A 25,749-nucleotide genomic window follows, 5' to 3' on the forward strand; every position below is an offset into this window, starting at 1 on the left:
CTAGAAAGGGCTACAATTTGTAGCTCTTTCGTTTAGGTGAACGGATGAAAAAAATATATATAACAGGCTGTGTAGTGGCTTTGCTAGGAGGCTTGTATAGCGCACATTTACATGGTATGGAAGAATTCATTCCTATGCCTGAGTATGTGGAAAGCACTGCTGTATCCCATGAAGTTGGACCTCGTTCTATCAATCAATTAACGAGCAAAGGTACTGATCAAGTTGTCACCTATGAAGGGGAACCACGACGCATCATGGGCGTTTGGCAAAGTTCAGTAGAAACATTGCTTGCCCTAGGCGTAGGTGATCGTATGATTGCCGCTATAGGGGTGCCAGATAGTAAATATATTGCAGAGGAATATCGTGATGCCTATGAAAAAATTCCTTATAAAAGTATGGAAATTCCAGATGTAGAAACTACATTACTATGGGAACCAGATTTGCTTGTAGGATGGTATTCAACCTTTCAGAAGAATAACTGGAAGAGTACAGATTTCTGGGCACAACGTGGAATTGATAGTTACATATCCAGAGCATCCTATAAAAAATCTAAGAGAACGGTAGAGGGAGAATATCAATATATTCTTGACTTAGGAGCTATCGTCAATAGACAAGAACGGGCGGAAGAACTTGTGAACCGTACAAAACGTGCAGTGACAGAGGCAAAGACCTATGGAGAAGCACAGCATACCAAAGATACTGTTTTGATACTGGAAAATTCTGGACGACAATATCGAGTGTATGATAAAGAAACGTTAGCAGGCAACATGCTAGAAGAAATAGGAGGTCATCTTATTTCGGAAGCAGGACAGACAATCAATGCAGAAGAATTAATTCATTTGAATCCATCAGTTATCTTTTTAGTGTTAGTAGAAGAGGATTATGAACGGCAAGATAAACTCATAGACAATCTATATAAGAATCCTACCTTACAACATGTGGATGCCATACGTAACCATCGAGTACATGGAATTCCATTGTTTATGGTGTACAGTGCTGGCACACGAATCCATGATGGATTGGATATTATGATTCACGGATTGTATCCAAATTTTACAGGAGGTACTCATGAGTAATCGAACACATACACTCACTGTAGTGGGAGTGGGAATTGTACTCATCGCATTGCTGATTTTAGGCATGGCATGGTCCTTGTTTTTGGGCACTGTACATATTCCAGCACAGACTTTATGGCAAGTAGTGGCATCAAAATTTGTTAATACTATTGTCATAGATGATCCACGGCAAGGAGCTTTGAATGATATTGTATGGATGTTGCGTATGCCACGGGTTATTTTAGCGGCTCTAGTAGGTGCAGGACTCGCTGTTAGTGGTGTCATTATGCAAGCCATTGTTAAAAATCCTCTGGCAGATCCATATATTTTAGGGATTTCATCAGGGGCATCTACAGGTGCTACAGTAGCTATTTTAATGGGCGTAGGTATTGCTTTTGGTGAAGAATACGTAGGTATTATGGCTTTTATAGGAGCTATGGTTATATCATTTGGGGTTCTTATTATTGCCAATATGGGTGGCCGAGCTAATGCGATCAAATTGTTATTAGCAGGTATGGCATTGAGCGCCGTTTGCAGTGCTTTTACGAGCATTATCGTATACTTTGCCAAAGATAAGGAAGGTATTCAAAACGTGGCCTTTTGGATGATGGGTAGTTTGGCAGGGGCTAATTGGGATTTGATTGGCATCATGGTATTTGTCATTCTAATACCAATCGTATTCTTCTGGTTCCAAACACGCATTTTGAATTTGATGTTACTAGGTGATGAAGTAGCCATTACCCTAGGTGTAGATCTTCACAGATATCGCCAATTATACCTTGTGATGAGTTCTATTATGATTGGTTTTGCTGTGTATGCAGCAGGCATTATTGGATTTGTTGGGTTGTTGATTCCGCATATCGTACGACAAGCATTAGGAACGAACCACAAAGGATTGATTCCTATTTCCGCATTAGGAGGAGCTTTGTTGCTTGTAGTAGCAGATACATTGAGTAGAACTATTATTCCACATACTGAGCTACCAATTGGCATTTTGATTTCTGTTATCGGCGCACCTGCCTTTGTATACTTAATGATTAAGCAAACCTATGCATTCGGAGGTAATTGATGAATTTACAAGTAGAACAAGTTGCCTTTGGCATTGGACAAACGCAAATCTTACAAGGCATAGATTTAGAAGTGCAAGATCGTGAAATTGTCGGCCTAATAGGACCTAACGGTAGTGGTAAAAGTACGCTGTTAAAGTGCATCTATCGTGCCTTGCATCCCAATGCAGGACGCATTGAGTTGAACGGCCGATCCTTGGATGAACTTTCATTCCGTGAAAGTGCTTTGCAAATGGCTGTAGTGGCACAACATAATCAGTACCAATTTGATTTTACGGTGATGGATATTGTTCTTATGGGTCGTATGCCACATAAAAAATTACTTGAAGGAGACACCCCAGAGGACTATACTATAGCTAGACGGGCGTTGGCACAGGTGGGGATGGACCATATGGAAACACGGAATTTCTTGAGCCTTTCAGGGGGAGAACAACAACGTGTGATCTTGGCACGAGCCTTAACACAAGAAAGCCCATGCTTGATTTTGGATGAACCAACGAACCACTTGGACATTAAGTACCAATTGGAGATGTTGGAAATCGTTCGTGATGCGAGGGTAACTGTATTGATGGCAGTTCATGATTTAAACTTAGCATCTCAGTTCTGTCATCGATTGGTGGCTATAGACCGTGGTCAAGTAGTCGGCGCAGGAACTCCTAAAGAGTTATTGACACCAGAGTTTATTCAAAACTTATACGGTGTACATAGTCGCATCGTAGAAGGTCCGACGGAAGATTCAATTCATATTATTTTTACAGAAACAGTAAAGTAAGTAGTCACTCTTTGTTGCTGTCTATTGTAAGGATAGAGCTAGTTCGATCCGTTACATATACTGTATGAATGTGAACCATGGATAAGGAGGTAAGACATGGGATTGTTTGAATTATTTATAAAAGGTGGATATGTGATGTATCCATTGCTAATTTGCTCTTTTATTGCAGTGATTATTTTTGTAGAACGGTTACGTTTTTATCGTTCTATGTTAGATGATGTAAATGTGCTACGTGAAACGATCATCCCTCTTGTACAACAAAGTAACTGGAAGGGATTACAAGCCTTGAAAGAAACTAATAAAGGGATGGCTACACATGTGATTGCAGAAGCAGCTCGTGGTGGCAACAATAAAGAACAACAAGAAAAATTATTAGAAGCAGCAGCGATTAGCGAATCAGCTAAGCTTCGCCAATATTTGAATTACATTGAATCTATCGTTACCATGGCTCCATTATTGGGATTATTGGGTACAGTAACAGGTATGATCGGTTCTTTCAGTGTGCTATCTATTTCTGAAGGTCAACCATTTGCTATTACAGGTGGTGTAGGGGAAGCCTTGATTGCGACAGCTACAGGCTTGATCGTGGCAATTATTGCTTTAATTTTACATACATACTTAGTGCAACAACAAGATATTTTGATTAGCCAAATCGAAGATGCAAGCGCTATGTATATGGCGGAATTGGCAGGTGACAACCATGCGGCTTAGATCCTTACGGACTACGTCTAAACCAAAACTCATGATTATTCCTATGATTGATATTATTTTCTTTCTACTGGTCTTTTTCATGATGAGTATGTTAACGATGGTCGTTCAAAAATCTGTACCGATTCAACTACCACAAGCAGTGGCATCAAAAGTAGACCTGCAACGTAAAATTCCAATTACGGTTACGAATAATGGCCAAATCTATGTAGAAACGCAACCAGTGACACTAGATCAAATGATTCGTTACCTACAAGCGGAACAAGCAAAAGGTGGAGATATGGTTGTTATTCTACGTGGCGATGCAAAAGCTGAATATGGTGCATTTGTTACTGTCTTAGATACATTAAAACAAATGGGTATTGTGAAAGTATCTATTGCGACAGATAGTAAATAAGGAGGTACTATGGATAGACGATGGCGAATTCCCGCAGTGATATCCGGACTTACAAATCTAGGTCTTGTAGTACTTCTAGGTGTATTGGGTCATATACAAACGCCTACGCCAGATACGGAAGAAGTAGTAGAGGTGCAATTAGTCCACGAGGAAAAAGGGGGCGGAGGACAAGCTAGTCCAGGACCAGCGATTACGGCACCGCATACGGAAAAACATGAAATTCCTCCCCCAATTACGAACATCGCTGAAGCAGAAGCTATACTGGAGCAAGTTAAAGCAGAAGCGCCTAAAAGTGTTGCTATTGTAGCGCCGAGTACTAGTGCAATTTCTGAATCGGGCCCAGCTACATCTGGTGAAGGATCAGGTAGCGGGGATGGTTCTGGAAATGGTACTGGTCAAGGGGATGGCAATGGTACTGGAGACGGTAGCGGTGATGGTAATGGCAGTGGAAGTGGCGATGGAGTAGACGGCAGTGATGACGGTGTCATCGTCGATGTGGGCAGCCTTTCTTTAGTGAGAGATGTAGAGGCACCGTATCCACCTAAAATGCTACGCCAAGGGAAAACCGGTAGTGTTGTTGTTCAATTAGTGGTGGAAAAAGATGGATCTGTTAGTTCTGTCAGTGTCATAGGCGGTAGTGGCCAACCAGAATTTGAACAAGCAGTAATGCGAGTAGCATACCAATGGACATTTGTGCCAGCCACTAGAAATGGACGACCAGTTCGTGCCTATGCAACAAGAAGCTATCGATTTGCGTTGTAGTTAAATAATACTTAATAAAGGAAAGTTGAATTATTTCAGCTTTCCTTTTGTTATATGAAGAAAAATTTGTCACAGACTCCACAAAAATGTTAAAATAAAGAAAAAACTGCGTTCTGTTACATAAAATAATGAAGTAAATATAAAAATATGTCATAGAATCCATAAAATGATAAAAATATAGATTTGTAATTAAAGCTATAGCATAAAGGAGGGAACTCGATGAAGTTAATTGAACGAAAACAGTATTTAGACTTTTTGCGTAATCATCGGCAGACGGATGCGATTATTGTTGTATCTGGTATACGCCGTTGTGGTAAGTCTACGCTATTTCAATTGTATAAGGACGAGTTGTTATCTCAAGGTGTTCAGCCAGAGCAGATTATAAGTATTAATTTTGAAGATTTAGAGTATGAACATTTACAAGAGTATCGTACATTGTACGAATATATTTTAGAACGGATTATACTGAATCAGGAGATGTATATATTTCTTGATGAAATACAACATGTGCCTAATTTTGAAAAAGTGGTGGACAGTTTGTACATCAAAGATAAGGTGAAGGTGTACATCACTGGATCTAATGCGTATTTTATGTCTTCTGAAATGGCCACTTTATTATCGGGGCGCTATGTACAGCTAGATATGTTACCACTTTCATTCAAAGAATTTTGTGAAGCCCATCGCAAGGATGAACGGCAACCATTGGAAGAACTATATCAACGCTACACACAATACAGTTCTTTTCCAGGTATTTTGCGCTTAGGCGATAATTTGCCGATGATCTTAGATTATTTACAAGGAATATTTAACACCATTATATTGAAAGATATCATTGCTCGCAGTAAAATTGGAGACCCTCAATTATTGGAAAGTGTGGCTAGATATTTATTTGCCAATATAGGGAGTCTTATCAATCCTACAAAGATTAAAAACTCGCTTATTAGTGCAGGTCGAAAAGTAGATGGTCGAACCATTGAGCGATATATATCAGCGTTACAAGATGCGTTGTTACTGTATCAAGTCAATCGATATGATGTGCGGGGAAAAGAAGTGTTACAGTTGAATGCGAAGTATTATGCAGCAGATGTAGCGTTAAAACAATTCTTATTACCTAATCGTGGCGAGGATACAGGACATATATTAGAGAATATTGTATTTTTAGAGCTCATACGTAGAGGGTACAAAGTGTATGTAGGTCATCTACAAAAAGGTGAGATAGATTTTATTGCCCAAAAACAGGGTATGATTGAATATTACCAAGTAAGTCAAAGTGTATTAGATCCCCATACGTTAGAGAGAGAACTAACACCGTTAGAGCAAATACAAGACCATTATCCTAAATATCTATTAACCTTCGATGTGATTAATAAGAATGCGAGTTATAATGGGATTCAACAGAGAAATGTACTAGAATGGCTTATGGAAGACAAATAACAGTCGAAAAATCTCCCACAATATGGTATGCTAATTTATATATAATTATTATTCAATAACAATAAAGGTGGATGCATATGAATGAATTAGTAGGTTTGATTTTAGCGGCCGGTAAAGGCACTCGCATGAAATCTAAACTTCCAAAGGTATTGCACAAAGTAGCTGGTAAGGCAATGGTGGAACGTGTATTAGAAGCGGCTCAATCGGTAGGGGCACAGCGAAATGTTGTCATCATTGGTTTTGGCGGTGATGATGTGAAAGCCTACTTAGGTGATCGCGCGGAATACGTGACACAATTAGAACAAAAAGGAACTGGTCATGCAGTACAACAAGCAGAATCTGTACTAGGCAATCATGAGGGGCTTATCTTACTATTATGTGGAGATACGCCGCTTGTAACACAACAAACGCTAGAACAATTATTGGCGCACCACAAAGAAACAGGGGCAGCAGCCACTGTGTTAACGGCCTATATGGATAATCCGTATGGCTATGGCCGTATCATTCGCAATGAAGCTAAGTCTGTAGAACGCATTGTAGAAGAAAAAGATGGTACATTGGATGAGTTAAAAGTGCACGAAGTCAACACGGGCATGTACATTTTCAATTCCAAAGAATTATGGCCTTGTTTGGAGCAACTTTCAGATGATAATGCACAAGGAGAACTATATATTACAGATGTGGTGAGTATTCTTGTAAAAGCAGGAAAAACAGTAAGTGCCTACATGACGATGGACAGTGACGAATCTTTAGGGGTTAATAGTCGTTTACAATTGGCACAAGCGGAATTGATTTTACGTAATCGTACTAACTTAGCCTTGATGGAAGCCGGCGTTACCTTAGTGGATCCACATAGCACATACATTGCGCCAGAAGTTGTGGTGGGACCAGATACGATTATCTATCCAAATACGACATTGGAAGGGAATACTGTGGTGGGTACCAATAATATTTTGGGCCCTAATACACGTTTATCTAATGTGACAGTAGGCGATAATAATCATATCTACGATTCGTATGCACACGATTGTGAAATTAAAAATGATACAGTCATTGGACCGTTTGTTCATTTGCGACCAGATACAGTATTATCTGATAAAGTAAAAATCGGCAACTTCGTAGAAGTGAAAAATAGCGTAGTGGGAGAGGGTACAAAATTCCCGCACCTATCCTATATTGGCGACAGTGATGTAGGATCTAAAGTGAATATTGGTTGTGGTACTATCACAGTTAACTACGATGGTAAAAAGAAACATCGTACCACCATTGAAGATAAAGTATTTGTAGGCTGCAATTCTAATTTAGTAGCGCCTGTTACGGTGGGTAGTGAAAGTTACGTGGCCGCAGGCTCTACGATTACAAAGGATGTGCCAAGTCGTGCATTAGCATTTGGACGGGCTCGTCAAGTGGTGAAAGAAAACTGGGTAACAGAGGATACTTTCAAAAAATAATGTAGTACTAGAAATTTTGGTAAAATATATTACACAAAATTGAGAAAATGAAGTACAATAGAAGTAGAGCCTTTGTGCATCAAATTGTAAGTCAATTGTTTTAGAGGAGTAATGACATGGCATTAGAAGATGGTAAACGACTCAAAGTTTTTACAGGCAATGCAAATCCAGCGTTAGCCAAAGAAATTTGTGATTATTTGGACCTTTCATTAGGAGAAGCATTCGTAGGACGCTTTAACAATGGTGAAATACAAGTCATGATTGATGAAAGTGTACGTGGTAAAGATGTATTTATCGTACAGCCAACTAGCTATCCTGTGAATGATAATGTGGTTGAATTATTTATCATGGCGGATGCTTTAAAACGTGCATCAGCTCGTCATATCACAGCCGTTGTACCATATTATGGATATGCTCGCCAGGACAGAAAAACTCGTGGTAGAGAGCCAATTACAGCAAAATTAATGGCAGATTTACTACAAACATCTGGTGTAACTCGCCTTGTAACAGTAGATCTTCATGCAGGTCAAATTCAAGGTTTCTTTGATGTGCCAGTAGATCATTTGATGGGTGCATCCATTATTGCTAACTATATTAATGAAAAGAAAATGGAAGATGTCATCGTCGTATCTCCAGACCTTGGTGGTGTAACACGTGCCCGTGATTTAGCAGATCGCATTGGTGCACCAATTGCAATTATCGAGAAAAAACGCCCACAACCAGGTGTTGCAAAAGTTATGAATCTAATTGGTGATGTACAAGGTAAAAACTGTATCATCATCGACGATATCGTAGATACAGCAGGATCTCTTGTAGAAGGTGCGAAAGCATTGCAAGAATTTGGTGCTAAATCTGTTACAGCTTGTGTAACACATGCGGTATTAACAGATCCAGCATGTGAGCGTATTGCAAACTCTAACATTAAAGAGTTAATTGTAACAAATACAATCGATATTCCAGAACCATGCCGTTTACCAAATATTACGATTTTATCCGTAGCTCCGCTCCTAGGAGAAGCGATTTTGCGTATATTTCAAGAAGAGTCAGTAAGCTCTTTATTTGATAAATAATATGAAATTATTAGTTGGACTAGGAAATCCTGGTAGAGACTATGAAGGAACTCGTCATAATATTGGATTCATGGTGATCGATGCTATTGCAGATGGAGTAAATCATACGCCGTGGCGAGAAGATTATAAAGCGGAAATTTGCTCTTGTACAATCGAGGGTGAAAAGGTACTATTAGTGAAACCACAAACGTATATGAATTTGAGTGGTGAATCAGTAGGTCCATTGATGCGCTATTATAAATTGAGTCCAGAAGATGTATTTGTCATTTATGATGATATGGATCTTCCTGTTGGAAAATTGCGAATCCGCCAAAATGGTAGTGCAGGTGGTCATAATGGTATTAAATCGATCATAAGTCATTTAGGGACTGATGCATTTCCTCATTTCCGATTTGGCATAGGTCGCCCGTTACCTGAGTGGACGGTAGTAGATCATGTGTTGGCTCGTTTTCCAGAGGAACAACAAAGTTCCGTACAAAAAGGCATCAAGGATATGGTGAAAGCCGTATTGGGTTGCGTAGAAGTAGGTCTCGATAAAGGGATGAATTTATACAACCCTAAAAAAGGACGGCCTCGTTAATAGTAAACCAAGATGGAGGAGTATGTTCCATCTTGGTTTTTATTATGTGCAAATCGTGTGTAATTTGTGTGTTTTCATCGATATGCAGACTATCTTTCAATTGATGAAAGAATTCAATCAAATAAATTCACTATATGTACTTTTTCATCTTGAAATTATGAGAATAAAAGTATATACTAAGTTTAGAGCAGTATAATTAGTATTTTATGTGAATCGTCTTTATTTTTACTTATTGTGAGGGAGGCATTATCATGAAAGGTAATAATTGGGGCGGCAAGCGGGCTGGTGCAGGTCGCAAAAAATCCTTATTTGAACGTAAAGGACGTACATTCCGTTTGACTGATGCTGAGTTTTTAGAAGTCAAACCATTAGTAGATGCAGTACGACGTCGTACTGAGGAAGCTATGTTAGCTACGTTAGCAGCCAAAAATCGAAAATAATTGTGCGTTCGATAGTACTACAGGTTTTAATTAGCTAATCGCTTTTGATTACAAGTTAGTATGGAAAATCGGCCCCTTTGGGGTCGATTTTTTCTATTTATGTAAATTTTCTATAGAATTAACTTGACAATATCGAAATATATCGTTATAATAGTTTCCAACATAGTTAAATAGGCCGATGCTGTATATACAATGTATAGGAAGTGTAGATGCAAACTTTCATATACGTATAACGGATATTTGGCTATGGTGGTTAAACCAGACCACAGAAGGATCCTCGTTGAGGAAATGAATTCAAAAGTTACTACACAAATGGAGGTTAGCAATGAGCTTAATTAAAAGTTTATCCAACCGCTTGTCTGTGCTAGGATATAGTGGTTACGAAATTTCACAAATTATCAATAGTGCAACGGGCGGTCAAGACATTAACGCTATGACTGGTCAGGATTTATATCAAGTGGCGAACACGATGGAACACTATGTAAAAGCAGGTGCTCAATACGTTGCAGAATATAGCAAATAATATAAAGCTGTTACAGTTTGTAAGATATTACAGGCTGTAACAGCTTTTTTATTGTCACTCCTATGGTAGATACTGTTGAATGCCATGACAGAGTAGGGTACAATAATACGTAGCATGGAACATAATTGATGATATACATCATATGTTTGAAGTGATATAGATAAGGAATACATGAGTGATATATGAAAGAAACGTGGCGACAAGATAGACTTCCTTTTGTGGAATCCTTGGAACGATATAAAGAACAGCGTATGATTCCATTTCATACGCCAGGTCATAAAATTGGATATGGTGCACCCAATTTACTTAAGGCGTGGATGGGACCAGCATTGCCATATGATTTGGGATTGATGTATGCCATTGATGATTATCACGAACCAGAGCATGAATTACTAGAGGCACAACGCCTAGCAGCACAGGCCTTTGGCGCAGAACATACTTGGTTCTCTATCAATGGTACATCTGGAGCCATTCAAATGATGATTATGAGCATTGTAAATGAAGGTGACTCGATCATTATCCCTAGAGAGGCTCATTGCTCTGTACATAATAGTTTAGTCTTAAGTGGAGCTAAACCAATCTATATGGTAGGGCATTTCCATCATCGATGGGGAATTCCTGTCGGTGTAACAGCACAAGATGCGATTGCTACGATGGATGCACATCCAGAAGCGAAGGCTATCGTATTGGTTCATCCTAACTATTATGGGGTCGGTGTAGATGTAAAACGAATTATAGAGGCAGCCCATGAAAGAAACATGGTAGTCTTGGTGGATGAAGCGCATGGGTCGCACCTCATCCCTTCTTTAGGCATGCCTGTGCCTGCATTAGCAAGTGGTGCAGACTTAGTGGCGCAAAGTACGCATAAATTGTTAGGATCCTTAACGCAAACATCGATGCTTCATGGACAAGGTCCTCGTATTGATATACATCGGATTCAACGATTACAACAATTGTTGATGAGTACCAGTCCAAACTATATTTTCTTGGCCTCTTTGGATATGGCGCGTTACCAGTGGGCTATGGAAGGAAAGGTCCTTATGGAACGAACATTAAAGTTAGCTCGTACACTACGAACGGCATTGAATGAGGTTCCAGGTATTGTATGTCCTGGGCATGAGGATATAGATGGGGCTTTCAGTTTTGATGAAACAAAGATTATTATCGATGCTAAGCATCTGGGACTGACTGCACAAGATTTAGAACAAGAGCTGCGGGTGCGCCATATTGAAGTGGAATTGATGAAAGCGTATCATGTATTGTTGTTGGTTACGATAGGCGATACAGAAACAAGCATACAGCACGTCATAGAGGCAGTACAGGATATATCAGATGCATATAAGCATAACTTAGAAGAGGCTACAAAAGATTTCAGCGGAGATCATCAAGATGGCGATGCACTTGCATATGGCCAAAGTAATGATAAAAGCATCAGTGCAATGGATAATACACAGGATGCTAGTGATCTGCATGCAAGCATCATGGAAACATTACCAACACCAGTTGTGGTGCTATCACCGCGACAAGCATTTTATACTGATATGGAAGAAATTCCATTAGTACAAGCGCGCGGACGGATCAGTGGAGAAACGATTACCTATTACCCGCCAGGCATACCGTGCTTGGGTGTAGGAGAGGAAATTACGGAAGAAGTGTTGGCCTATATAGAGCAGAAACGGCGTGATGGATATGTGCCGAATGGTGCTAGGGACCGTAATCTAGATACAATCATTGTTTGTAAATAAGGAGATATATATGGGACAGTTAATCATTATTGAAGGTGGCGACGGTAGTGGCAAGGCCACGCAGACCGCCAAATTATTAGAACGATTACAAGCCGAAGGATATAAAGCTCGTTCAGTGAGCTTCCCTAATTACGATAGTCCAGCTGCAGAGCCGATTAAAATGTATTTGCGTGGCGACTTTGGAAAAGAAGCAAGTTCTGTGAATGCCTATGTGGCGAGCACACTCTATGCGATAGACCGATTTGCATCGTATCGCCAAGACTGGCAACGGTTTTACGAAGATGGTGGTATCATTATTGCGGATCGGTATACTACTTCTAATATGGTGCATCAAATGATAAAGTACACAGATTTAGAAGAACGTAAAACATTTTTGCAGTGGCTTGATCAATTGGAATATGACCTATATGGACTTCCTCGCCCTGATGCGGTCATTTTATTGGATATGCCCTTATCGTTGTCGGAGGATTTATTAGCAGAACGAACAGGTAAAACAGGGGGCAATACTGGGGATATTCATGAACAGGACCGTTCACATTTGATTGCTGTGCATGATGCTTACGATATGTTAGTGAGCACTTATGATTGGCATCGTGTGCACTGTGAAAATGAAAATGATCAGTTACGCACTATTGATGACATTCATGAGGAAGTCTATAGGATTGTAAAACAGTATATTGATGGTAATCATGAATAGATTAGAATCATAGTGGATATAGAGTAAGAGGCTAGACACGGCGTAGGCTTGCAAAATGTTGCACAGCCTATGCCGTGTTTGTTCTTTTAGCCGTGTAATTATTGCCATAACATGCTATAATAAAGGGTAGTCTAATGAGGTAAAGGAGGAAGTATGTCTTTTTTTGATGCAGTGCTTGGTCAACACCAAGTGAAAGAACAAATCTCTACATTAATTCAAGACTCTGCTTTGCCACATAGTTTACTGCTATATGGAGAATCGGGATTGGAATCTGTGTCCATGGCAATTGCCATTGGATCTACTTTAGTGGGTCGTCAGATTTTTTCGCCTGATGAGGGGCGGACGTATCTCTCACACATAGAGCAACGACGTATTGAGTCTGGGGAAAGTGAAAGTACAGTCAAGGATAAAGGATTACCTGTCTATATAGATCAAGGTGATGCTTTTTGGATTCGTCCAATGAAAACTCAACTCAGTGTCGAACAATGGTATACCATACTAGACACATATATTAATGTATCTAGTGATACGCCACGGGTGGTGATTGTGGAAGGTTTTCAGACAGCGAATGCAGTGCTTGCCAATGCTATGTTGAAAACGATTGAAGAACCGCCACGAAACATGTCTTTTATCATTGTTACAACTAATATAGATACAGTACTACCAACGATTGTGTCTCGGTGTATGCTTGTGAGTATACAACCTGTGCCAGAAACAGAATTGGTGAAAGCTCTCACTGAGGAAGGATACACAGGTGATATCCATAGGGCCGTACGATTGGCTCGAGGAAATCCTACCTTAGCACGACAGTGGGCTGAGACGGGGACGATTGAAAGTTTAGAAAAGGCTATGAATATACTAGAACAGTTAGTAGAACGAAGTCATTTTTTTACGACGATCAGCCTATCTTTAGAGGAACTTTCAAAAGATGTAGTCATAGATATATTGCGTTGGTTACGTATATTAGCAAGAGATATGTTGGCATTGCGATATGGTGTACCTCTTGAAAAAATGATTTTGAGTGATTATCGATTTTCTATGCAAGCTATTCTAGAGCGATGGTCATCAAAAGCATTACAACGGGTGATTCCTGTTACATTAGAAGCAGAACAGGCATTGCGACTTAATGTGCGCACAGGCCTTGTCATAGATGGAGTTATATTAGCCTTGCGTGAGGCTGTGAAGGAGGATATATAGTGGTTACAATAGTAGGAGTACGCTTTAAAAAAGCTGGAAAAATCTACTACTTTAGCCCAGGGTTTGTAACCCTAACGACAGGAGATGGTGTGATAGTAGAAACCTCTCGTGGGTTGGAATTTGGGGAAGTCGTAATTGGGCCACGGAAGGTATCGAAAGATAGCGTGGTGCAACCGCTGAAAGAAGTGACGCGTAAAGCCACGCCAAAAGATTTTAAACAAATAGAGAAAAATAGAGAGCGAGAAGAAAAAGCTTTTGAGATTGGACTAGAAAAAATCGCTTATCGTGGATTGCCTATGAAATTAATCAATGTGGAATACACATTTGATATGAATAAAATTGTATTTTTCTTTACTGCAGAAGGTCGAATTGACTTCCGAGAATTAGTAAAAGATTTGGCCAATGTATTCCGTACGCGCATTGAATTGCGACAGGTTGGTGTGCGCGATGAAGCAAAAGTATTAAATGGAATTGGTGCTTGTGGACGTCCATTATGTTGTGCTAACTTCTTAGGCGATTTTGCGTCTGTATCTATTCGTATGGCGAAAGATCAAAATTTGAGCTTAAATCCAACAAAAATTTCTGGTATTTGTGGTCGCTTGATGTGTTGTTTGAACTATGAAAATGACTCCTACCTAAAAGGGGGAGACTTGTATTCACAAAAAGTAAAACAACCAGCTTCGGTAGCAGAGCCACCTGGTATTGGTAAAGAAGTAGTTACCGATGAAGGGTTAGGAAAAGTCTTAAAAATCAATACTATGAAAAAGACAGTAAAAGTACAATTAGAAGCGGGACGAACTATCGACTTACATTGGTCGGAAGTGGCATTGCCGGATGAAGAGTAATATTACAATCACAGAATTATTACTAAGTGGGTTTCAGTTGTTTCAAGACGAAAAAGAGTTTAAGTTTTCTATTGATGCTATTTTACTCGCTCATTTTGGAGAGGCAAAATCCAATAAGAACTATTTAGAATTAGGTACAGGCACAGGAGTGATTCCTCATGTATTGTACCATCGTGGAGCTCGTCATGTGGTGGGGGTAGATTGTAATTCCTCTGTGATTGAGTTAGCCCAGAAAAGTGTTATTCATAATGATATTGCAGATGCTGTATCTATGGTGGACCTAGATTACATGACCGATGCTGGCAAACCGTATTATGGTCAGTTTGATGGTATCTACATGAATCCGCCCTATTTTGAATCGAATAGTGGACTTATATCACAAGAAGAAAGTATAGCATTAGCCTTACATGAACAACAACACTCTATGAAAGATAGATTGTTACAAGCTCAACGGTATTTAAAATTTGGCGGCATACTGTGGATGATTTATACAACCCCACGGTTAGAATCCTTACTGAGTGCTATAGAACAGACTCAATTTAGGGTAAAACGAATGCGCTTTGTTCATGGTAACCAAGATAAAGTGAGCAAGTTAGTATTATTAGAATTAAAATATGGTGGAAAACTAGGTATGATGGTGGAACCACCTTTATATATTTACGAAGTGGATGGTTCCTATTCAGATGAGGTACAAGCATATTATGAGTAGTCATAAAGGGACATTATTTTTAATTCCCACACCCATTGGGAACTTAGAAGATATGACCTATCGGGCTGTGCGTACATTACAAGAAGTAGATGTGGTAGCAGCGGAAGATACGCGTCATACAGGGGTATTATTACAACATTTTAATATTGTAAAGCCTATGATATCCTATCACGAGCATAATAAGGTGGACAAAGGTATAGAACTGATTGGACGCCTATTAGAAGGTCAATCAGTAGGGCTTGTGAGTGATGCGGGGATGCCTGCCATTTCTGACCCTGGTGAAGATTTGGTGAAAGAAGCCATCGATGTGGGTATACCGATTGTTCCTTTACCAGGTGCGAATGCAGGTTTAACGGCGCTTATCGCATCGGGTCAAAACACAAAGGAATTTCATTTCATAGGTTTTCTGCCGAAACGAAAGCAGAATGTAAAAGAGGTGTTATCACGGATTGCTACCTATGAAGGAACCCTGATTTTCTATGAAGCTCCTCATCGCATAGAAGAAACTATCCAAAAATTACATGAAGGGTTGGGGAATCGCCCTATCACAGTAGGTCGTGAACTGACGAAAAAGTTTGAAACTTTCACACGAACCACCTTGCTAGCGTTACGAAATGACTTCAGTCAAATCGTAGAAAAAGGGGAATTTGTTCTCTTGGTGGGTGGCAGTGAAACGATGACAGAAGAATCAATGGTAGAAGAAGTTGTACTTTCACCATTGGAAGCAGCCTTAGCTTTAATCAAGGAGGGAGTGCCTAAAAAAGAGGCAGCCCGTCAAATTGCAAAAGAACGTGGCCTTTCACGGCGCGATGTATATAATGAAATTGAATTGTATAGTAAGGAGAGAACAGATGACTAAGAAACCGTATTATATTACGACACCAATTTATTATCCAAGTGCGAAATTACATATTGGGCATACATACTGTACGTCCATTGCTGATACAATCGCTCGTTTTAAACGTAGAGCTGGCTATGATGTGCGATTTTTAACAGGATCTGATGAACATGGCCAAAAAATCCAACGTATGGCAGAATCGATGGGTATTGCTCCTTTAGAATATACGACACAAATCGTAGATGGCTTTAAGCATTTATGGGAAAAATTGAACATCTCTCATGATGATTTCATTAGAACTACCGATGAAAGACATATTAAATATTGCCAACATTTATTCCAAAAGGCATTCGACAATGGAGATATTTACAAATCTTCCTACGAAGGTTTGTATTGTGTACCATGTGAAACATTTTGGCCAGAATCTAAATTAGGCCCTGAAAAAACATGTCCTGATTGCGGTCGTCCCTTAGAAGTGGTACAAGAAGAGAGTTATTTCTTCCGCATGAATAAATACGCTGATCAATGGTTCAAATTTATTGAAGAAAATCCTGATTTTATTCAACCAGAATCTCGTCGTAATGAGATGATTCAATTCGTCAAACAAGGATTGGAAGATTTGGCAGTGTCTCGTACTAGCTTTAACTGGGGTATTCCGGTACCATTTGATGAAAAACATGTTATGTATGTATGGTTTGATGCGTTGATTAACTATATTTCTGCATTAAACCCGTTAGATGAAAACAGCGATTTATTTGAAACGTACTGGCCTGCAGATTTACACTTAGTAGGTAAAGAAATTGTGCGTTTCCATACGATCATTTGGCCTATCATGCTCATGAGCCTTGGCTTGCCATTGCCGAAAAAAGTATATGGTCACGGCTGGCTTGTGGTAGATGGCACAAAAATGAGTAAATCTTTGGGCAATGTGATCGACCCAATTCCGTTGATTGACACTTACGGTTCTGATGCATTGCGCTATTTCTTGGTGAATGAAGTACATTTAGGCAATGATGGTAATTTCAGTTTGCCTAATTTCATTACAAAAATCAATGCAGACTTGTCCAATGACCTAGGCAACTTGTTGAATCGTACCGTAGCGATGATTGAAAAATATCATGGTGGTATCATTACAAAACACGCGTCAACAGAAGATGTGGATAAGGATTTAATTGCCTTAGCTGAGCAAACTGTGAAAGACTATGAACAATTGATGGAAGATATGCAGTATAACAAAGCTTTCAAAGCTGTGTGGGCTTTCATTGGTCGTACGAACAAATACATTGATGAAACTATGCCTTGGGTATTGGCAAAAGGTGCTAATGAAGGCGATGCAGAGCGCTTAGAAGCTGTTATGTATCATTTGGCAGAATCCTTGCGTATCATCGCTGTTCTAGTAGATCCAGTGATTCCAACAGGAGCTCCTAAAATATGGGAACAACTTGGTTTACAAGGGTTTGCACAAGCTATGCTAGATGATGTACGCACATTTGGGGCTATTCCAACTGGTACCAAAGTGGTGAAAGGGGATCCAATCTACCCACGTTTTGAAATTCCTGAAATGGTAGAAGTGGCTCCAGAAGCTGCAGAAGAATCTACTGAGGAAGCGGTAGATACTAGCAATATTCCACCGATTAAAGAGGCTATCGAATACGATGATTTTGCAAAATTAGATTTACGGGTAGCCAAAGTATTGACTTGTGAAGCGGTGAAGAAATCTAAAAAATTATTGTTGTTTACCTTAGATTTAGGCATTGAAACACGCACGGTAGTAAGTGGAATCTCTCAATTCTATAAACCAGAAGACTTAATTGGCAAAAAAGTGATTTATTTGGCGAACTTAGCGCCGAAAAAAATCATGGGCCATATGTCAGAGGGGATGATTTTATCGGCCTCTAATGAAGATGATCAATTAGAAGTAACCAATATTGAATCCTTAACTCCAGGAAGTGTGGTGAGATAATGCGATTGTTTGATACACATGCGCATATCAATGATGAACGATTTGATAATGATCGGGAACAGATGATTCAAGACTGTTTTGACCAAGGTGTAGAGTATATTATGTGCCCTGCAGTCGATCGTAAAACAGCGGAGTCTGCCATTGCGTTGGCTGAACAGTATGATCGTGTCTATGCAGCAGTAGGTGTGCATCCACATGAATCTAAAGATGCTACCGAAGAAGATTATGAATGGTTCAAACAAATGGCTTCCCATCCAAAGGTAAAAGCCATTGGTGAAATCGGTTTAGATTATTACTATGATTTTTCCGATAGAGATGTGCAGGCCGAGTCCTTCAAACGCCAATTAGCCATCGCAAGAGAAGTGGATTTACCGATTATTATTCATGATCGTGATGCACATGGTGCCATTCGAGATATGCTGTTGGAACATGGTAAAGGTAATTATGGTGTCTTCCATTGTTTCTCAACCAGTTTAGAAATGGCAAAAGAATTTATTAAAATGGGTTATTATATTTCTTTTGCAGGACCTGTAGTATTCCCTAAATCTACGAATCTAAAAGAAGTAGCGAAACACATTCCATTGGACCGTCTGCTCATCGAAACAGATTCGCCCTATTTGACGCCACCTCCATTCAGAGGTCGTCGTAACGACCCATCTAAAACACAATTTGTAGCTCAAGAAATTGCACAGTTGCGTGGTATGGATGTGGAAGAACTAGCTGCGATTGCCCTAGAAAATGGTAAGCGCTGTTTTGGTATTGAGTAATATAGAATTAGAAAGGCACTTTCACAGTAGCATATACGGAAAGTGCCTTTCTGTGCACACAGGAGACCTATGAAACGAGTAGCATTAATAGATTTAGGATCAAACTCAGTACGGTTTGTTATTTCAGAAATTACAGAGTCTGGCAGCTATCGCTTGGTATATCAACAGAAAGAATCCATTCGACTCAGCGAAGGGATGTGGACCAACCAAATGCTGACAAAGTCGGCTATGGATAGGGCTATCAAAACGATGAAGGCCCTAGCGCATATGGCGAAAGCTATGGAAGTGACAGAAGTGTATGGCATTGCTACAGCGGCTGTACGATTAGCTAACAATGGAGATGAATTTATTCATCGTGTTTATACAGAAACTGGCATTTCTTTACGAGCCATTAATGGGGAAGAAGAGGCCTATTTAGGGTATTTAGGAGTGGTGAATACCATAGGATTAGATGACTTTATTGTCTTTGATCTTGGGGGTGCCAGTATAGAAATTAGTTTAATTCAAAACCGAGAATTAAAAAAGTCTGTTAGCTTACCTATGGGGGCCTTAGTGATGACGGGGCAATTCCAATCAGGTCAGGAATTTACACCCGAAGAGTATCATTCCATGATATCGCATATACAACATGTATTGCATCGTGAAAGCTGGCTGAGAAATGCAAAGTTACCTCTTATAGGTATTGGCGGAACAGCTCGTAATATTGCTAAAATGGACCAACGAGAAAAAAATTATCCCATCCCTCGATTGCACAATTACAAAGTCAAGAAAGCTTCTATTGAAGAGTTGTTCACTAAGATTAAAGAGACGCCTCGAGGTGAGCGGAAAAAGATTTCTGGTCTATCCTCAGAACGAGCAGATATCATTGTGGCAGGAATGGCGATTATTGTAGAACTAATGGAATTTACGAAAGCCTCTGCTATGATTGTGAGTGGGTGTGGATTGCGGGAAGGATTATTCTTTCAGTACTATGGTCAACATTATTTGAAAAATCAAGGTATGATAGATGATATTGTCACCCATTCCACATTAAATATATTACGTGCATTTACACCTCATGATGTGGAACATGCGCAATATATTTCTGGCCTAGCAGATATTCTTCGGAAACAGTGGAAATCAATCATGCCAAAGGGGGACCGCTTAAAAATAGTATTGAAAGTGGCAGCTTTATTACATGACTTAGGGAAGCAAATCAATTATTATAGTCATGCAAGGCATAGTGCGTATATGATTATTAATAGTAATATTTATGGACTATCGCATCGAGAACAGTTAATCAGTGCGTTTGTGGCAGCCTTTTCTCATGGTGTTAATAGCAAATTTTTAAAACAGTCACCGTACCTTTCTATATTGAAAGATGGGGACAGAGATATCATCAATAAATTATCGTTTCCCTTAGCCTTAGCGGAAGCTTTTGATGAAAGCCATGAACGGACGATTCGGTCTATACAAAGTCATATTGGAGAGAAACGCATTGATGTATATGTAGAAGTACAAGCGCTAAGCCATGTTTCCATGATGGACTTAGCCATTGAAAAGTTAAAGAAACAATGTAAGAAAGAGTTTAGAAGAGAATTAGTGGTACATTGGAAATTGGGTTAGGAGTGATACTATGAAAGACTTTCATAATCCGAAGTATTATTTTAATCGCGAATTATCATGGCTTAAGTTCAACCAACGTGTATTACAAGAAGCAATCGACAGAAGTAATCCACTGTTGGAAAAGTTACGATTCTTAACAATAGGAAGCTCTAATTTAGATGAATTTTTTATGATTCGAGTATCTGGATTGCGACATCAAGAGCAGAGTGGTGTCGTTAAATATGATGCGGCTCATATGGATGCAAAAGCACAGTTAAAGGCAATCAGTGAAGCCACGAAAAAGCTAGTATCATTGCAGTATACGTATTTTCATGACATTTTAAAACGATTACAAAAAGAAGGCTTACATTTTGTCAAAGTGAAAGACTTGAAAGAAAGTGAATTACGTTGGTTATATCAATATTTTCGTAGTCATATCTTTCCTGTCGTAACCCCTTTGGCAGTAGATGCAAGCCATCCATTTCCATTTTTAGTGAATAAAACACTGAATTCTGTAGTAAAAATTCACCCTATCCATGATGTGAAACAAGAAAAGATGGCAATCTTACCGATTCCATCTGTGCTAAATCGGATCATTGAAGTCCCTAATGATGTACACCGTCATTTTGTAATGCTCGAAGATGTAATTAATTATTATTGCGAAGATTTCTTTGTAGGTCATCATATTGACTCATTTACCACATTCCGAGTGACTCGTGATGCAGATTTAGATATAGAAGAAGAAGCAACAGACTTATTGCGAGAAATTGAAAAATCACTTCGTCGTCGACGTAGAGGAGAAGTGGTCCGTGTAGAAGTATGTCAAAACTACAGTCCAGAATTATTGGAGTTTATTTTACAAGGCTTACAGGCAAAAAAAGAAGCGGTATATATTGCAGAAGGTATATTAGATGTGTCCTCTTTTAGTGATTTTTGTAATCTATCTGGGTATGACCACTTACGATATATACCATTTGAGCCGAAAGAATTTGACTGTGTCAATGAGAAAGATACTGGCAGTATCTTCGACTATATTCGTGAGAAAGATAGATTGCTGCATCATCCATTTGAGTCTTTCTCTATTGTGGAAGAGTTTATTGCTCGAGCAGCAGTAGATCCCAATGTATTAGCGATTAAACAAACATTGTATCGTGTTAGTGGTGATTCCCCTATTGTTGCTTCCTTGGTAAAAGCCGCAGAATTAGGTAAGCAAGTGACAGTATTGATGGAAGTAAAAGCACGCTTTGATGAAGAGAATAATATTCTCATGGCACGACGGTTAGAAAAAGCTGGCTGTCATGTAATTTATGGATTGCGTGGGTTAAAAACACATTCTAAGATTACTATGGTCGTTCGAAAAGAAGGGGAAGTCCTTAGAAGATATATGCATTTTGCGACCGGTAATTACAATGGCAAGACGGCACGATTCTATACCGATTGTGGGTTGTTGACTTGTAGAGACTCTTATGCCGATGATAGCTCTCTATTCTTTAATACTATATCTGGCTATGCAGAAGCACAAGAATGGCAACGATTGATTGTAGCGCCCTTGACCTTACGCACTGCTTTGATGAATCTGATAGATGGGGAGATTCAAGCAGTAGCAGCGGGTAAAGAGGGGCATATTGTAGCGAAGATGAACTCTTTATTAGATAAAGATATTATTGCCAAACTCTATGAAGCCTCTTGTAAAGGAGTTAAAATCGACCTTATAGTACGTGGCATCTGCACACTCCGTCCTGGAATTGAAGGAATTAGCGATCATATTACAGTGAGATCTATTGTAGGACGATTCTTGGAACATCATCGGATTCTATACTTTAAAAATCATAGTGAAAGTCCATACTATATTTCTAGTGCTGATTGGATGCCTAGGAACTTGAATGATCGTGTAGAACTGATGGTTCCTGTAGAGGATAAGGAGTTGCAAGAAACGTTGAAGCATATTCTCCAATTGTACTTAGAGGACAATCAAAAAGCCCATAGTATGCGTGCGGATGGGTCGTACAGAAAAGTGATAGAAAAGGAACATAAAGTCTCGGCACAGACGTTCTTTATGAAACAATGTAAAAATGATAAGGAAGTCTCTATAGAAAAAATGAATACATGGGAACCTATTTTTGAACTATAAATCTTCTTATCTAGTTGATAGATAGTTGATGTATCGTTGTAAATGAGAGAACTTGCTATAAAGTGTGTATTAAAAGGGGAACATAATGAATCAGGTTGAATCCATAGTATTTGATTTAGATAATACATTATATGATTTTAAATATTTCTGGGAAAATGCCCACTATACATTGTATAAAGAATTACATATAAGAGACATTGATTACCATACATTTATGAAGGAGTATCGATGTCAAGATCAATTATTGTGGGCTGATATGTTAGCAGGAAAAATAGATTTAAGAGAACTGAGAATAAACAGAGCATATAGAACGTTTCATAAGTTGGGTATTGATAAATCTATAAAGTTTTGTGAAGAGTTTTATCAAAAAATGTTTGATATTTTAATTAATGAACTATCTAGTGATTTTATAATAGAGAATATATTGTCTAATTTGAGAGAGAATTATAAGCTGTATCTACTTACCAATGGTTTACAAAAAGAACAAGAACTGAAAATTCAAAAACTAGGACTACACACATATTTTGATAATATAGTAATTTCTGAGTGTATAGGCTATGAGAAGCCAAACCTACATGCTTTTTTATATTTAGTAGATACTTTTAAGATACAACCATGTAAAAGTATTATGATTGGTGATTCCTATACAAATGATATTGCGCCAGCCATCCAACTGAACTTTAATACACTTCATATGGACTATAAAAAAATAAGTGCCTTAGATTATAATTTTAATGAAGATATATTAGATGTATTTAATGAAAAAATAGTATGGGCATAAGGGTTTACATATAATATATGGTCTAGCAAGGATCTATTTACAACTCTTCTTTAGGACATACGATTAGTTTTTATGTATGGTATAATAAACACTATGTTGTGAAGGAGTTTGAGCGTATGTTAAAACAAGTATTAGTGGTAGAAGGTAATTCGGATATTCAACGGGTGCAACAAGCTTTAGAGGTGGAGTGTATTGCCACGGAAGGGTTTAATTTACGCAAGCCAGTGTTAAGCCGTATTAAAGATGCATATGAAAAACGGGGAATTATTATTTTGACAGATCCTGACTATGCAGGTGAACGCATTCGCTTATTTGAAGTTCTACGAAAATCTGATGACTTAAGATGGGCCTATGCATTAAAGCATTACTTTGAGCACTTATTTACTGCAAAGGGTCGAACAGCTATTGAAGATACATTATCTAACTTTTTGGCTCTTGTGAAAGTAGCGAATCTTAACGAATTTAACAACCTGTTACGATCGTTTACAAGTTGGCATGACGAAGTAGTTAATGCTTTCCTATTACCATACTCTAATGGTTTTACAGAGGGTTGTAACAACAAAACTAAAGTATTGAAACACAATAGCTATGGTGTTCGTCATTTTGGTCGTTTTAGAGCTAGATTACTGATGATCTTGCCTAGTATCTACAACAAGCCTGATACACCTGTATCTGTTGCTGCATAGGCTATTAACTATATTATATGATAGTAGACTCCCCACAAAAAAGAAACATAAGTGGGGTTACTTTGTGGTACCTAAAATTAGTTATATCCATTGTATCTCACTTATGTTTCTTTGTATTTCCTTATATTTATATTTTTATACAGTTCTTATGTGAAAGAAACTGAACAGATTAATTGCTGTCCCCAAAAATTGACATAGAGCCGTTATAAATAGTACTATCCCATAGAGATATAGCTACAAATAACACAATTCGTGTATTTTGCGGCTATTTTTTACAAAATAGGAAAAGACATGCTATGAGTTTTAAGAAACACCTATTCCTAAAATGCGTATCATATCAATTATGCATTATCAAAAAGATGTAAGAAATAGAGAGTGACATACTAATCTATGACAGAAAAATAGATACACTTAATATACCTGTGGATATAGTTATACACAGGGGATGAGCTGTGTATAAATAAATCAATCTAGGAACTATTATAGAAGTGTATATACTAGTAAGATATGTAATTGATAATACTTGAGTATAATTTATAAAGTCATAATTTAAGTGAAGATGTACTCATACAGAAGACAAAATTAATATATGAATGTAAAGATAAAAATAGAGAAATATTAAAGAATGGCTTTGTTAAGCTGTTCTTAGCTGCTGGTTTGACTTAAAATATCCGCCTATGGTAGAATGCCACCCATGGAGGTAATCAATGATAGAGACTTTGATACAGAATAAGAAAATCAAGTTTTTTATAGCAGGTGCTTTGCTTTTAGTGGTATTCACAGTTACTGGATATATGTGGAGTTCAATGGGATGGGAACTTGAACAAATAGAAACACGGCAAGCAAAAATACCTGTCACAGTACAATATGAACAGGTAGATACATTACCAGAAGGAACCCAAGAATTAGTGCAAACGGGTTCAGAAGGCGTAGAAGAGGTGAATGAAGAAGTTACCTATGAAAAGGGAAAACCTGCACATGTACATGAAATAGGACGAACTATTATTACCCCTATGAAACCTACAATTATCCGTACAGGTGTGAGTAGTATGGAAATGGCTAAATCTCATGGGCAGGTCAAGCAAGTGCTAACAATGGAAGCAACTGCATATCTTCCGACTGATGGTGGGGGAGATGGTATTACAGCTTCTGGTATACAGGCAAAACACGGTGTAGTGGCTGTAGATCCTAATGTGATTCCATTGGGAACAAAGTTATACATTCCTGGATATGGAGAGGCTTTAGCTGCTGATACAGGTGGTGATATTGTAGGGTCGCGAATCGATGTTGTCATGGAAGATTACGGAGAAGCTATGCAATTTGGAAGACGTACCGTAGAGGTGTATGTTCTTTAGGTCTTTACTTGTTCCACTATGTAATCTATGGTAGTTTATATAGTGCCCAAAGATGGTGAAGCCCGTAACACACTCCTTCTCAAACTGATCCTACGGTAGGTTTGTTCAGGAGTATGTTACGGGCTTTAGTTTTTACTTCTAAAAAAATCGCCATAAGGCTACTACTTGTAACGGCATTCCTCAGGATGGTAT

The 25,749-nt window shown here is 38.7% G+C and carries 25 protein-coding genes; all 25 read left to right on the forward strand.

The genetic code is table 11. From position 1 onward, the window contains the following. Positions 1–44: 44 nt before the first annotated feature. The 25 genes from EO122_RS01910 (at position 45) to EO122_RS02030 (ending at position 25,557) form a co-directional block, all read left to right on the forward strand. Entirely contained in the window at positions 45–1,076 is a 1,032-nt protein-coding gene (locus EO122_RS01910; RefSeq protein ID WP_127009135.1) for an ABC transporter substrate-binding protein, read from the forward strand. Further along, a complete protein-coding gene (locus tag EO122_RS01915; RefSeq protein ID WP_127009136.1) occupies positions 1,069–2,124 on the forward strand; it encodes an iron ABC transporter permease in 1,056 nt (351 codons plus the stop codon). Before EO122_RS01910 ends, EO122_RS01915 begins: the two co-directional genes overlap by 8 nt. Further along, positions 2,124–2,894 (forward strand): ABC transporter ATP-binding protein, encoded by a 771-nt coding sequence (locus EO122_RS01920; protein ID WP_127009137.1) that lies wholly within the window; start codon positions 2,124–2,126, stop codon positions 2,892–2,894. Before EO122_RS01915 ends, EO122_RS01920 begins: the two co-directional genes overlap by 1 nt. 96 nt (positions 2,895–2,990) lie before the next feature. Next, positions 2,991–3,605 carry a MotA/TolQ/ExbB proton channel family protein gene (locus EO122_RS01925; RefSeq protein WP_127009138.1) on the forward strand — a complete coding sequence of 205 codons (615 nt, stop codon included), beginning with the start codon at positions 2,991–2,993 and terminating at the stop codon, positions 3,603–3,605. Positions 3,606–3,636: 31 nt separating this feature from the next. Next, positions 3,637–3,999, forward strand: a complete 363-nt coding sequence (locus EO122_RS01930; protein ID WP_256359609.1) for a biopolymer transporter ExbD — start codon at positions 3,637–3,639, stop codon at positions 3,997–3,999. Between the two features lie 9 nt (positions 4,000–4,008). Then, positions 4,009–4,761, forward strand: a complete 753-nt coding sequence (locus tag EO122_RS01935; protein WP_127009139.1) for an energy transducer TonB — start codon at positions 4,009–4,011, stop codon at positions 4,759–4,761. Between the two features lie 219 nt (positions 4,762–4,980). After that, the gene (locus EO122_RS01940) at positions 4,981–6,195 is read left to right on the forward strand and encodes an ATP-binding protein (protein ID WP_127009140.1); all 1,215 of its coding nucleotides are present in this window, start codon (positions 4,981–4,983) and stop codon (positions 6,193–6,195) included. Between the two features lie 77 nt (positions 6,196–6,272). After that, entirely contained in the window at positions 6,273–7,646 is a 1,374-nt protein-coding gene (gene glmU, locus EO122_RS01945) for a bifunctional UDP-N-acetylglucosamine diphosphorylase/glucosamine-1-phosphate N-acetyltransferase GlmU (RefSeq protein ID WP_127009141.1), read from the forward strand. A 116-nt stretch (positions 7,647–7,762) separates the two neighbouring features. Then, positions 7,763–8,716: a ribose-phosphate pyrophosphokinase gene (locus EO122_RS01950; RefSeq protein ID WP_127009142.1), complete on the forward strand. Its 954-nt coding sequence runs from the start codon at positions 7,763–7,765 to the stop codon at positions 8,714–8,716. Between the two features lies 1 nt (position 8,717). Next, positions 8,718–9,296, forward strand: coding sequence for an aminoacyl-tRNA hydrolase (gene pth / locus EO122_RS01955; RefSeq protein WP_127009143.1), 579 nt, complete (start codon positions 8,718–8,720; stop codon positions 9,294–9,296). A 251-nt stretch (positions 9,297–9,547) separates the two neighbouring features. Then, positions 9,548–9,736, forward strand: a complete 189-nt coding sequence (locus tag EO122_RS01960; protein WP_126938319.1) for a hypothetical protein — start codon at positions 9,548–9,550, stop codon at positions 9,734–9,736. A gap of 325 nt (positions 9,737–10,061) precedes the next feature. Next, positions 10,062–10,259 (forward strand): hypothetical protein, encoded by a 198-nt coding sequence (locus EO122_RS01965; RefSeq protein WP_126938318.1) that lies wholly within the window; start codon positions 10,062–10,064, stop codon positions 10,257–10,259. A gap of 182 nt (positions 10,260–10,441) precedes the next feature. Further along, entirely contained in the window at positions 10,442–12,004 is a 1,563-nt protein-coding gene (locus EO122_RS01970) for an aminotransferase class I/II-fold pyridoxal phosphate-dependent enzyme (RefSeq protein WP_127009144.1), read from the forward strand. A 10-nt stretch (positions 12,005–12,014) separates the two neighbouring features. Beyond that, complete coding sequence (locus EO122_RS01975) at positions 12,015–12,701, forward strand: thymidylate kinase (RefSeq protein WP_127009145.1); 687 nt, start codon at positions 12,015–12,017, stop codon at positions 12,699–12,701. Between the two features lie 153 nt (positions 12,702–12,854). Further along, positions 12,855–13,898, forward strand: a complete 1,044-nt coding sequence (locus tag EO122_RS01980) for a DNA polymerase III subunit delta' C-terminal domain-containing protein (RefSeq protein ID WP_127009146.1) — start codon at positions 12,855–12,857, stop codon at positions 13,896–13,898. Continuing rightward, a complete protein-coding gene (locus EO122_RS01985) occupies positions 13,898–14,743 on the forward strand; it encodes a stage 0 sporulation family protein (RefSeq protein WP_127009147.1) in 846 nt (281 codons plus the stop codon). The genes EO122_RS01980 and EO122_RS01985 overlap by 1 nt, the downstream gene beginning before the upstream one ends. Further along, entirely contained in the window at positions 14,733–15,452 is a 720-nt protein-coding gene (locus EO122_RS01990; protein ID WP_127009148.1) for a tRNA1(Val) (adenine(37)-N6)-methyltransferase, read from the forward strand. The genes EO122_RS01985 and EO122_RS01990 overlap by 11 nt, the downstream gene beginning before the upstream one ends. Continuing rightward, positions 15,445–16,311, forward strand: coding sequence for a 16S rRNA (cytidine(1402)-2'-O)-methyltransferase (gene rsmI, locus EO122_RS01995; RefSeq protein WP_127009149.1), 867 nt, complete (start codon positions 15,445–15,447; stop codon positions 16,309–16,311). The genes EO122_RS01990 and rsmI overlap by 8 nt, the downstream gene beginning before the upstream one ends. Further along, positions 16,304–18,253: a methionine--tRNA ligase gene (gene metG, locus EO122_RS02000; protein WP_127009150.1), complete on the forward strand. Its 1,950-nt coding sequence runs from the start codon at positions 16,304–16,306 to the stop codon at positions 18,251–18,253. Before rsmI ends, metG begins: the two co-directional genes overlap by 8 nt. Then, entirely contained in the window at positions 18,253–19,020 is a 768-nt protein-coding gene (locus tag EO122_RS02005; RefSeq protein WP_127009151.1) for a TatD family hydrolase, read from the forward strand. The genes metG and EO122_RS02005 overlap by 1 nt, the downstream gene beginning before the upstream one ends. 69 nt (positions 19,021–19,089) lie before the next feature. Continuing rightward, positions 19,090–20,625 (forward strand): Ppx/GppA phosphatase family protein, encoded by a 1,536-nt coding sequence (locus EO122_RS02010; RefSeq protein WP_127009152.1) that lies wholly within the window; start codon positions 19,090–19,092, stop codon positions 20,623–20,625. Between the two features lie 10 nt (positions 20,626–20,635). Further along, entirely contained in the window at positions 20,636–22,735 is a 2,100-nt protein-coding gene (gene ppk1, locus EO122_RS02015) for a polyphosphate kinase 1 (RefSeq protein ID WP_127009153.1), read from the forward strand. A gap of 85 nt (positions 22,736–22,820) precedes the next feature. Then, entirely contained in the window at positions 22,821–23,516 is a 696-nt protein-coding gene (locus EO122_RS02020; protein ID WP_127009154.1) for an HAD family hydrolase, read from the forward strand. Positions 23,517–23,632: 116 nt separating this feature from the next. After that, a complete protein-coding gene (locus EO122_RS08195) occupies positions 23,633–24,202 on the forward strand; it encodes a transposase (RefSeq protein WP_164725928.1) in 570 nt (189 codons plus the stop codon). Between the two features lie 707 nt (positions 24,203–24,909). After that, positions 24,910–25,557 carry a G5 and 3D domain-containing protein gene (locus EO122_RS02030; RefSeq protein WP_127009155.1) on the forward strand — a complete coding sequence of 216 codons (648 nt, stop codon included), beginning with the start codon at positions 24,910–24,912 and terminating at the stop codon, positions 25,555–25,557. Positions 25,558–25,749: the final 192 nt, after the last annotated feature.

The organism is Veillonella sp. CHU110, assembly GCF_003992255.1.
GTDB lineage: Bacteria > Bacillota > Negativicutes > Veillonellales > Veillonellaceae > F0422.

What these genes read in the sequence shown, in the direction of transcription:
- EO122_RS01915 (WP_127009136.1), top strand. Translation starts at nt 1,069, where the DNA reads ATGAGTAATCGAACACATACACTCACTGTAGTGGGAGTGGGAATTGTA.
- EO122_RS02010 (WP_127009152.1), top strand. Translation starts at nt 19,090, where the DNA reads ATGAAACGAGTAGCATTAATAGATTTAGGATCAAACTCAGTACGGTTT.
- pth (WP_127009143.1), top strand. Translation starts at nt 8,718, where the DNA reads ATGAAATTATTAGTTGGACTAGGAAATCCTGGTAGAGACTATGAAGGA.
- EO122_RS01990 (WP_127009148.1), top strand. Translation starts at nt 14,733, where the DNA reads ATGAAGAGTAATATTACAATCACAGAATTATTACTAAGTGGGTTTCAG.
- EO122_RS01975 (WP_127009145.1), top strand. Translation starts at nt 12,015, where the DNA reads ATGGGACAGTTAATCATTATTGAAGGTGGCGACGGTAGTGGCAAGGCC.
- metG (WP_127009150.1), top strand. Translation starts at nt 16,304, where the DNA reads ATGACTAAGAAACCGTATTATATTACGACACCAATTTATTATCCAAGT.
- EO122_RS01970 (WP_127009144.1), top strand. Translation starts at nt 10,442, where the DNA reads ATGAAAGAAACGTGGCGACAAGATAGACTTCCTTTTGTGGAATCCTTG.
- EO122_RS02030 (WP_127009155.1), top strand. Translation starts at nt 24,910, where the DNA reads ATGATAGAGACTTTGATACAGAATAAGAAAATCAAGTTTTTTATAGCA.
- rsmI (WP_127009149.1), top strand. Translation starts at nt 15,445, where the DNA reads ATGAGTAGTCATAAAGGGACATTATTTTTAATTCCCACACCCATTGGG.
- EO122_RS01935 (WP_127009139.1), top strand. Translation starts at nt 4,009, where the DNA reads ATGGATAGACGATGGCGAATTCCCGCAGTGATATCCGGACTTACAAAT.
- ppk1 (WP_127009153.1), top strand. Translation starts at nt 20,636, where the DNA reads ATGAAAGACTTTCATAATCCGAAGTATTATTTTAATCGCGAATTATCA.
- EO122_RS01965 (WP_126938318.1), top strand. Translation starts at nt 10,062, where the DNA reads ATGAGCTTAATTAAAAGTTTATCCAACCGCTTGTCTGTGCTAGGATAT.
- EO122_RS01930 (WP_256359609.1), top strand. Translation starts at nt 3,637, where the DNA reads ATGATTATTCCTATGATTGATATTATTTTCTTTCTACTGGTCTTTTTC.
- EO122_RS01910 (WP_127009135.1), top strand. Translation starts at nt 45, where the DNA reads ATGAAAAAAATATATATAACAGGCTGTGTAGTGGCTTTGCTAGGAGGC.
- EO122_RS08195 (WP_164725928.1), top strand. Translation starts at nt 23,633, where the DNA reads ATGTTAAAACAAGTATTAGTGGTAGAAGGTAATTCGGATATTCAACGG.
- EO122_RS01940 (WP_127009140.1), top strand. Translation starts at nt 4,981, where the DNA reads ATGAAGTTAATTGAACGAAAACAGTATTTAGACTTTTTGCGTAATCAT.
- EO122_RS01925 (WP_127009138.1), top strand. Translation starts at nt 2,991, where the DNA reads ATGGGATTGTTTGAATTATTTATAAAAGGTGGATATGTGATGTATCCA.
- EO122_RS01980 (WP_127009146.1), top strand. Translation starts at nt 12,855, where the DNA reads ATGTCTTTTTTTGATGCAGTGCTTGGTCAACACCAAGTGAAAGAACAA.
- EO122_RS02020 (WP_127009154.1), top strand. Translation starts at nt 22,821, where the DNA reads ATGAATCAGGTTGAATCCATAGTATTTGATTTAGATAATACATTATAT.
- EO122_RS01960 (WP_126938319.1), top strand. Translation starts at nt 9,548, where the DNA reads ATGAAAGGTAATAATTGGGGCGGCAAGCGGGCTGGTGCAGGTCGCAAA.
- EO122_RS01920 (WP_127009137.1), top strand. Translation starts at nt 2,124, where the DNA reads ATGAATTTACAAGTAGAACAAGTTGCCTTTGGCATTGGACAAACGCAA.
- EO122_RS01950 (WP_127009142.1), top strand. Translation starts at nt 7,763, where the DNA reads ATGGCATTAGAAGATGGTAAACGACTCAAAGTTTTTACAGGCAATGCA.
- EO122_RS02005 (WP_127009151.1), top strand. Translation starts at nt 18,253, where the DNA reads ATGCGATTGTTTGATACACATGCGCATATCAATGATGAACGATTTGAT.
- glmU (WP_127009141.1), top strand. Translation starts at nt 6,273, where the DNA reads ATGAATGAATTAGTAGGTTTGATTTTAGCGGCCGGTAAAGGCACTCGC.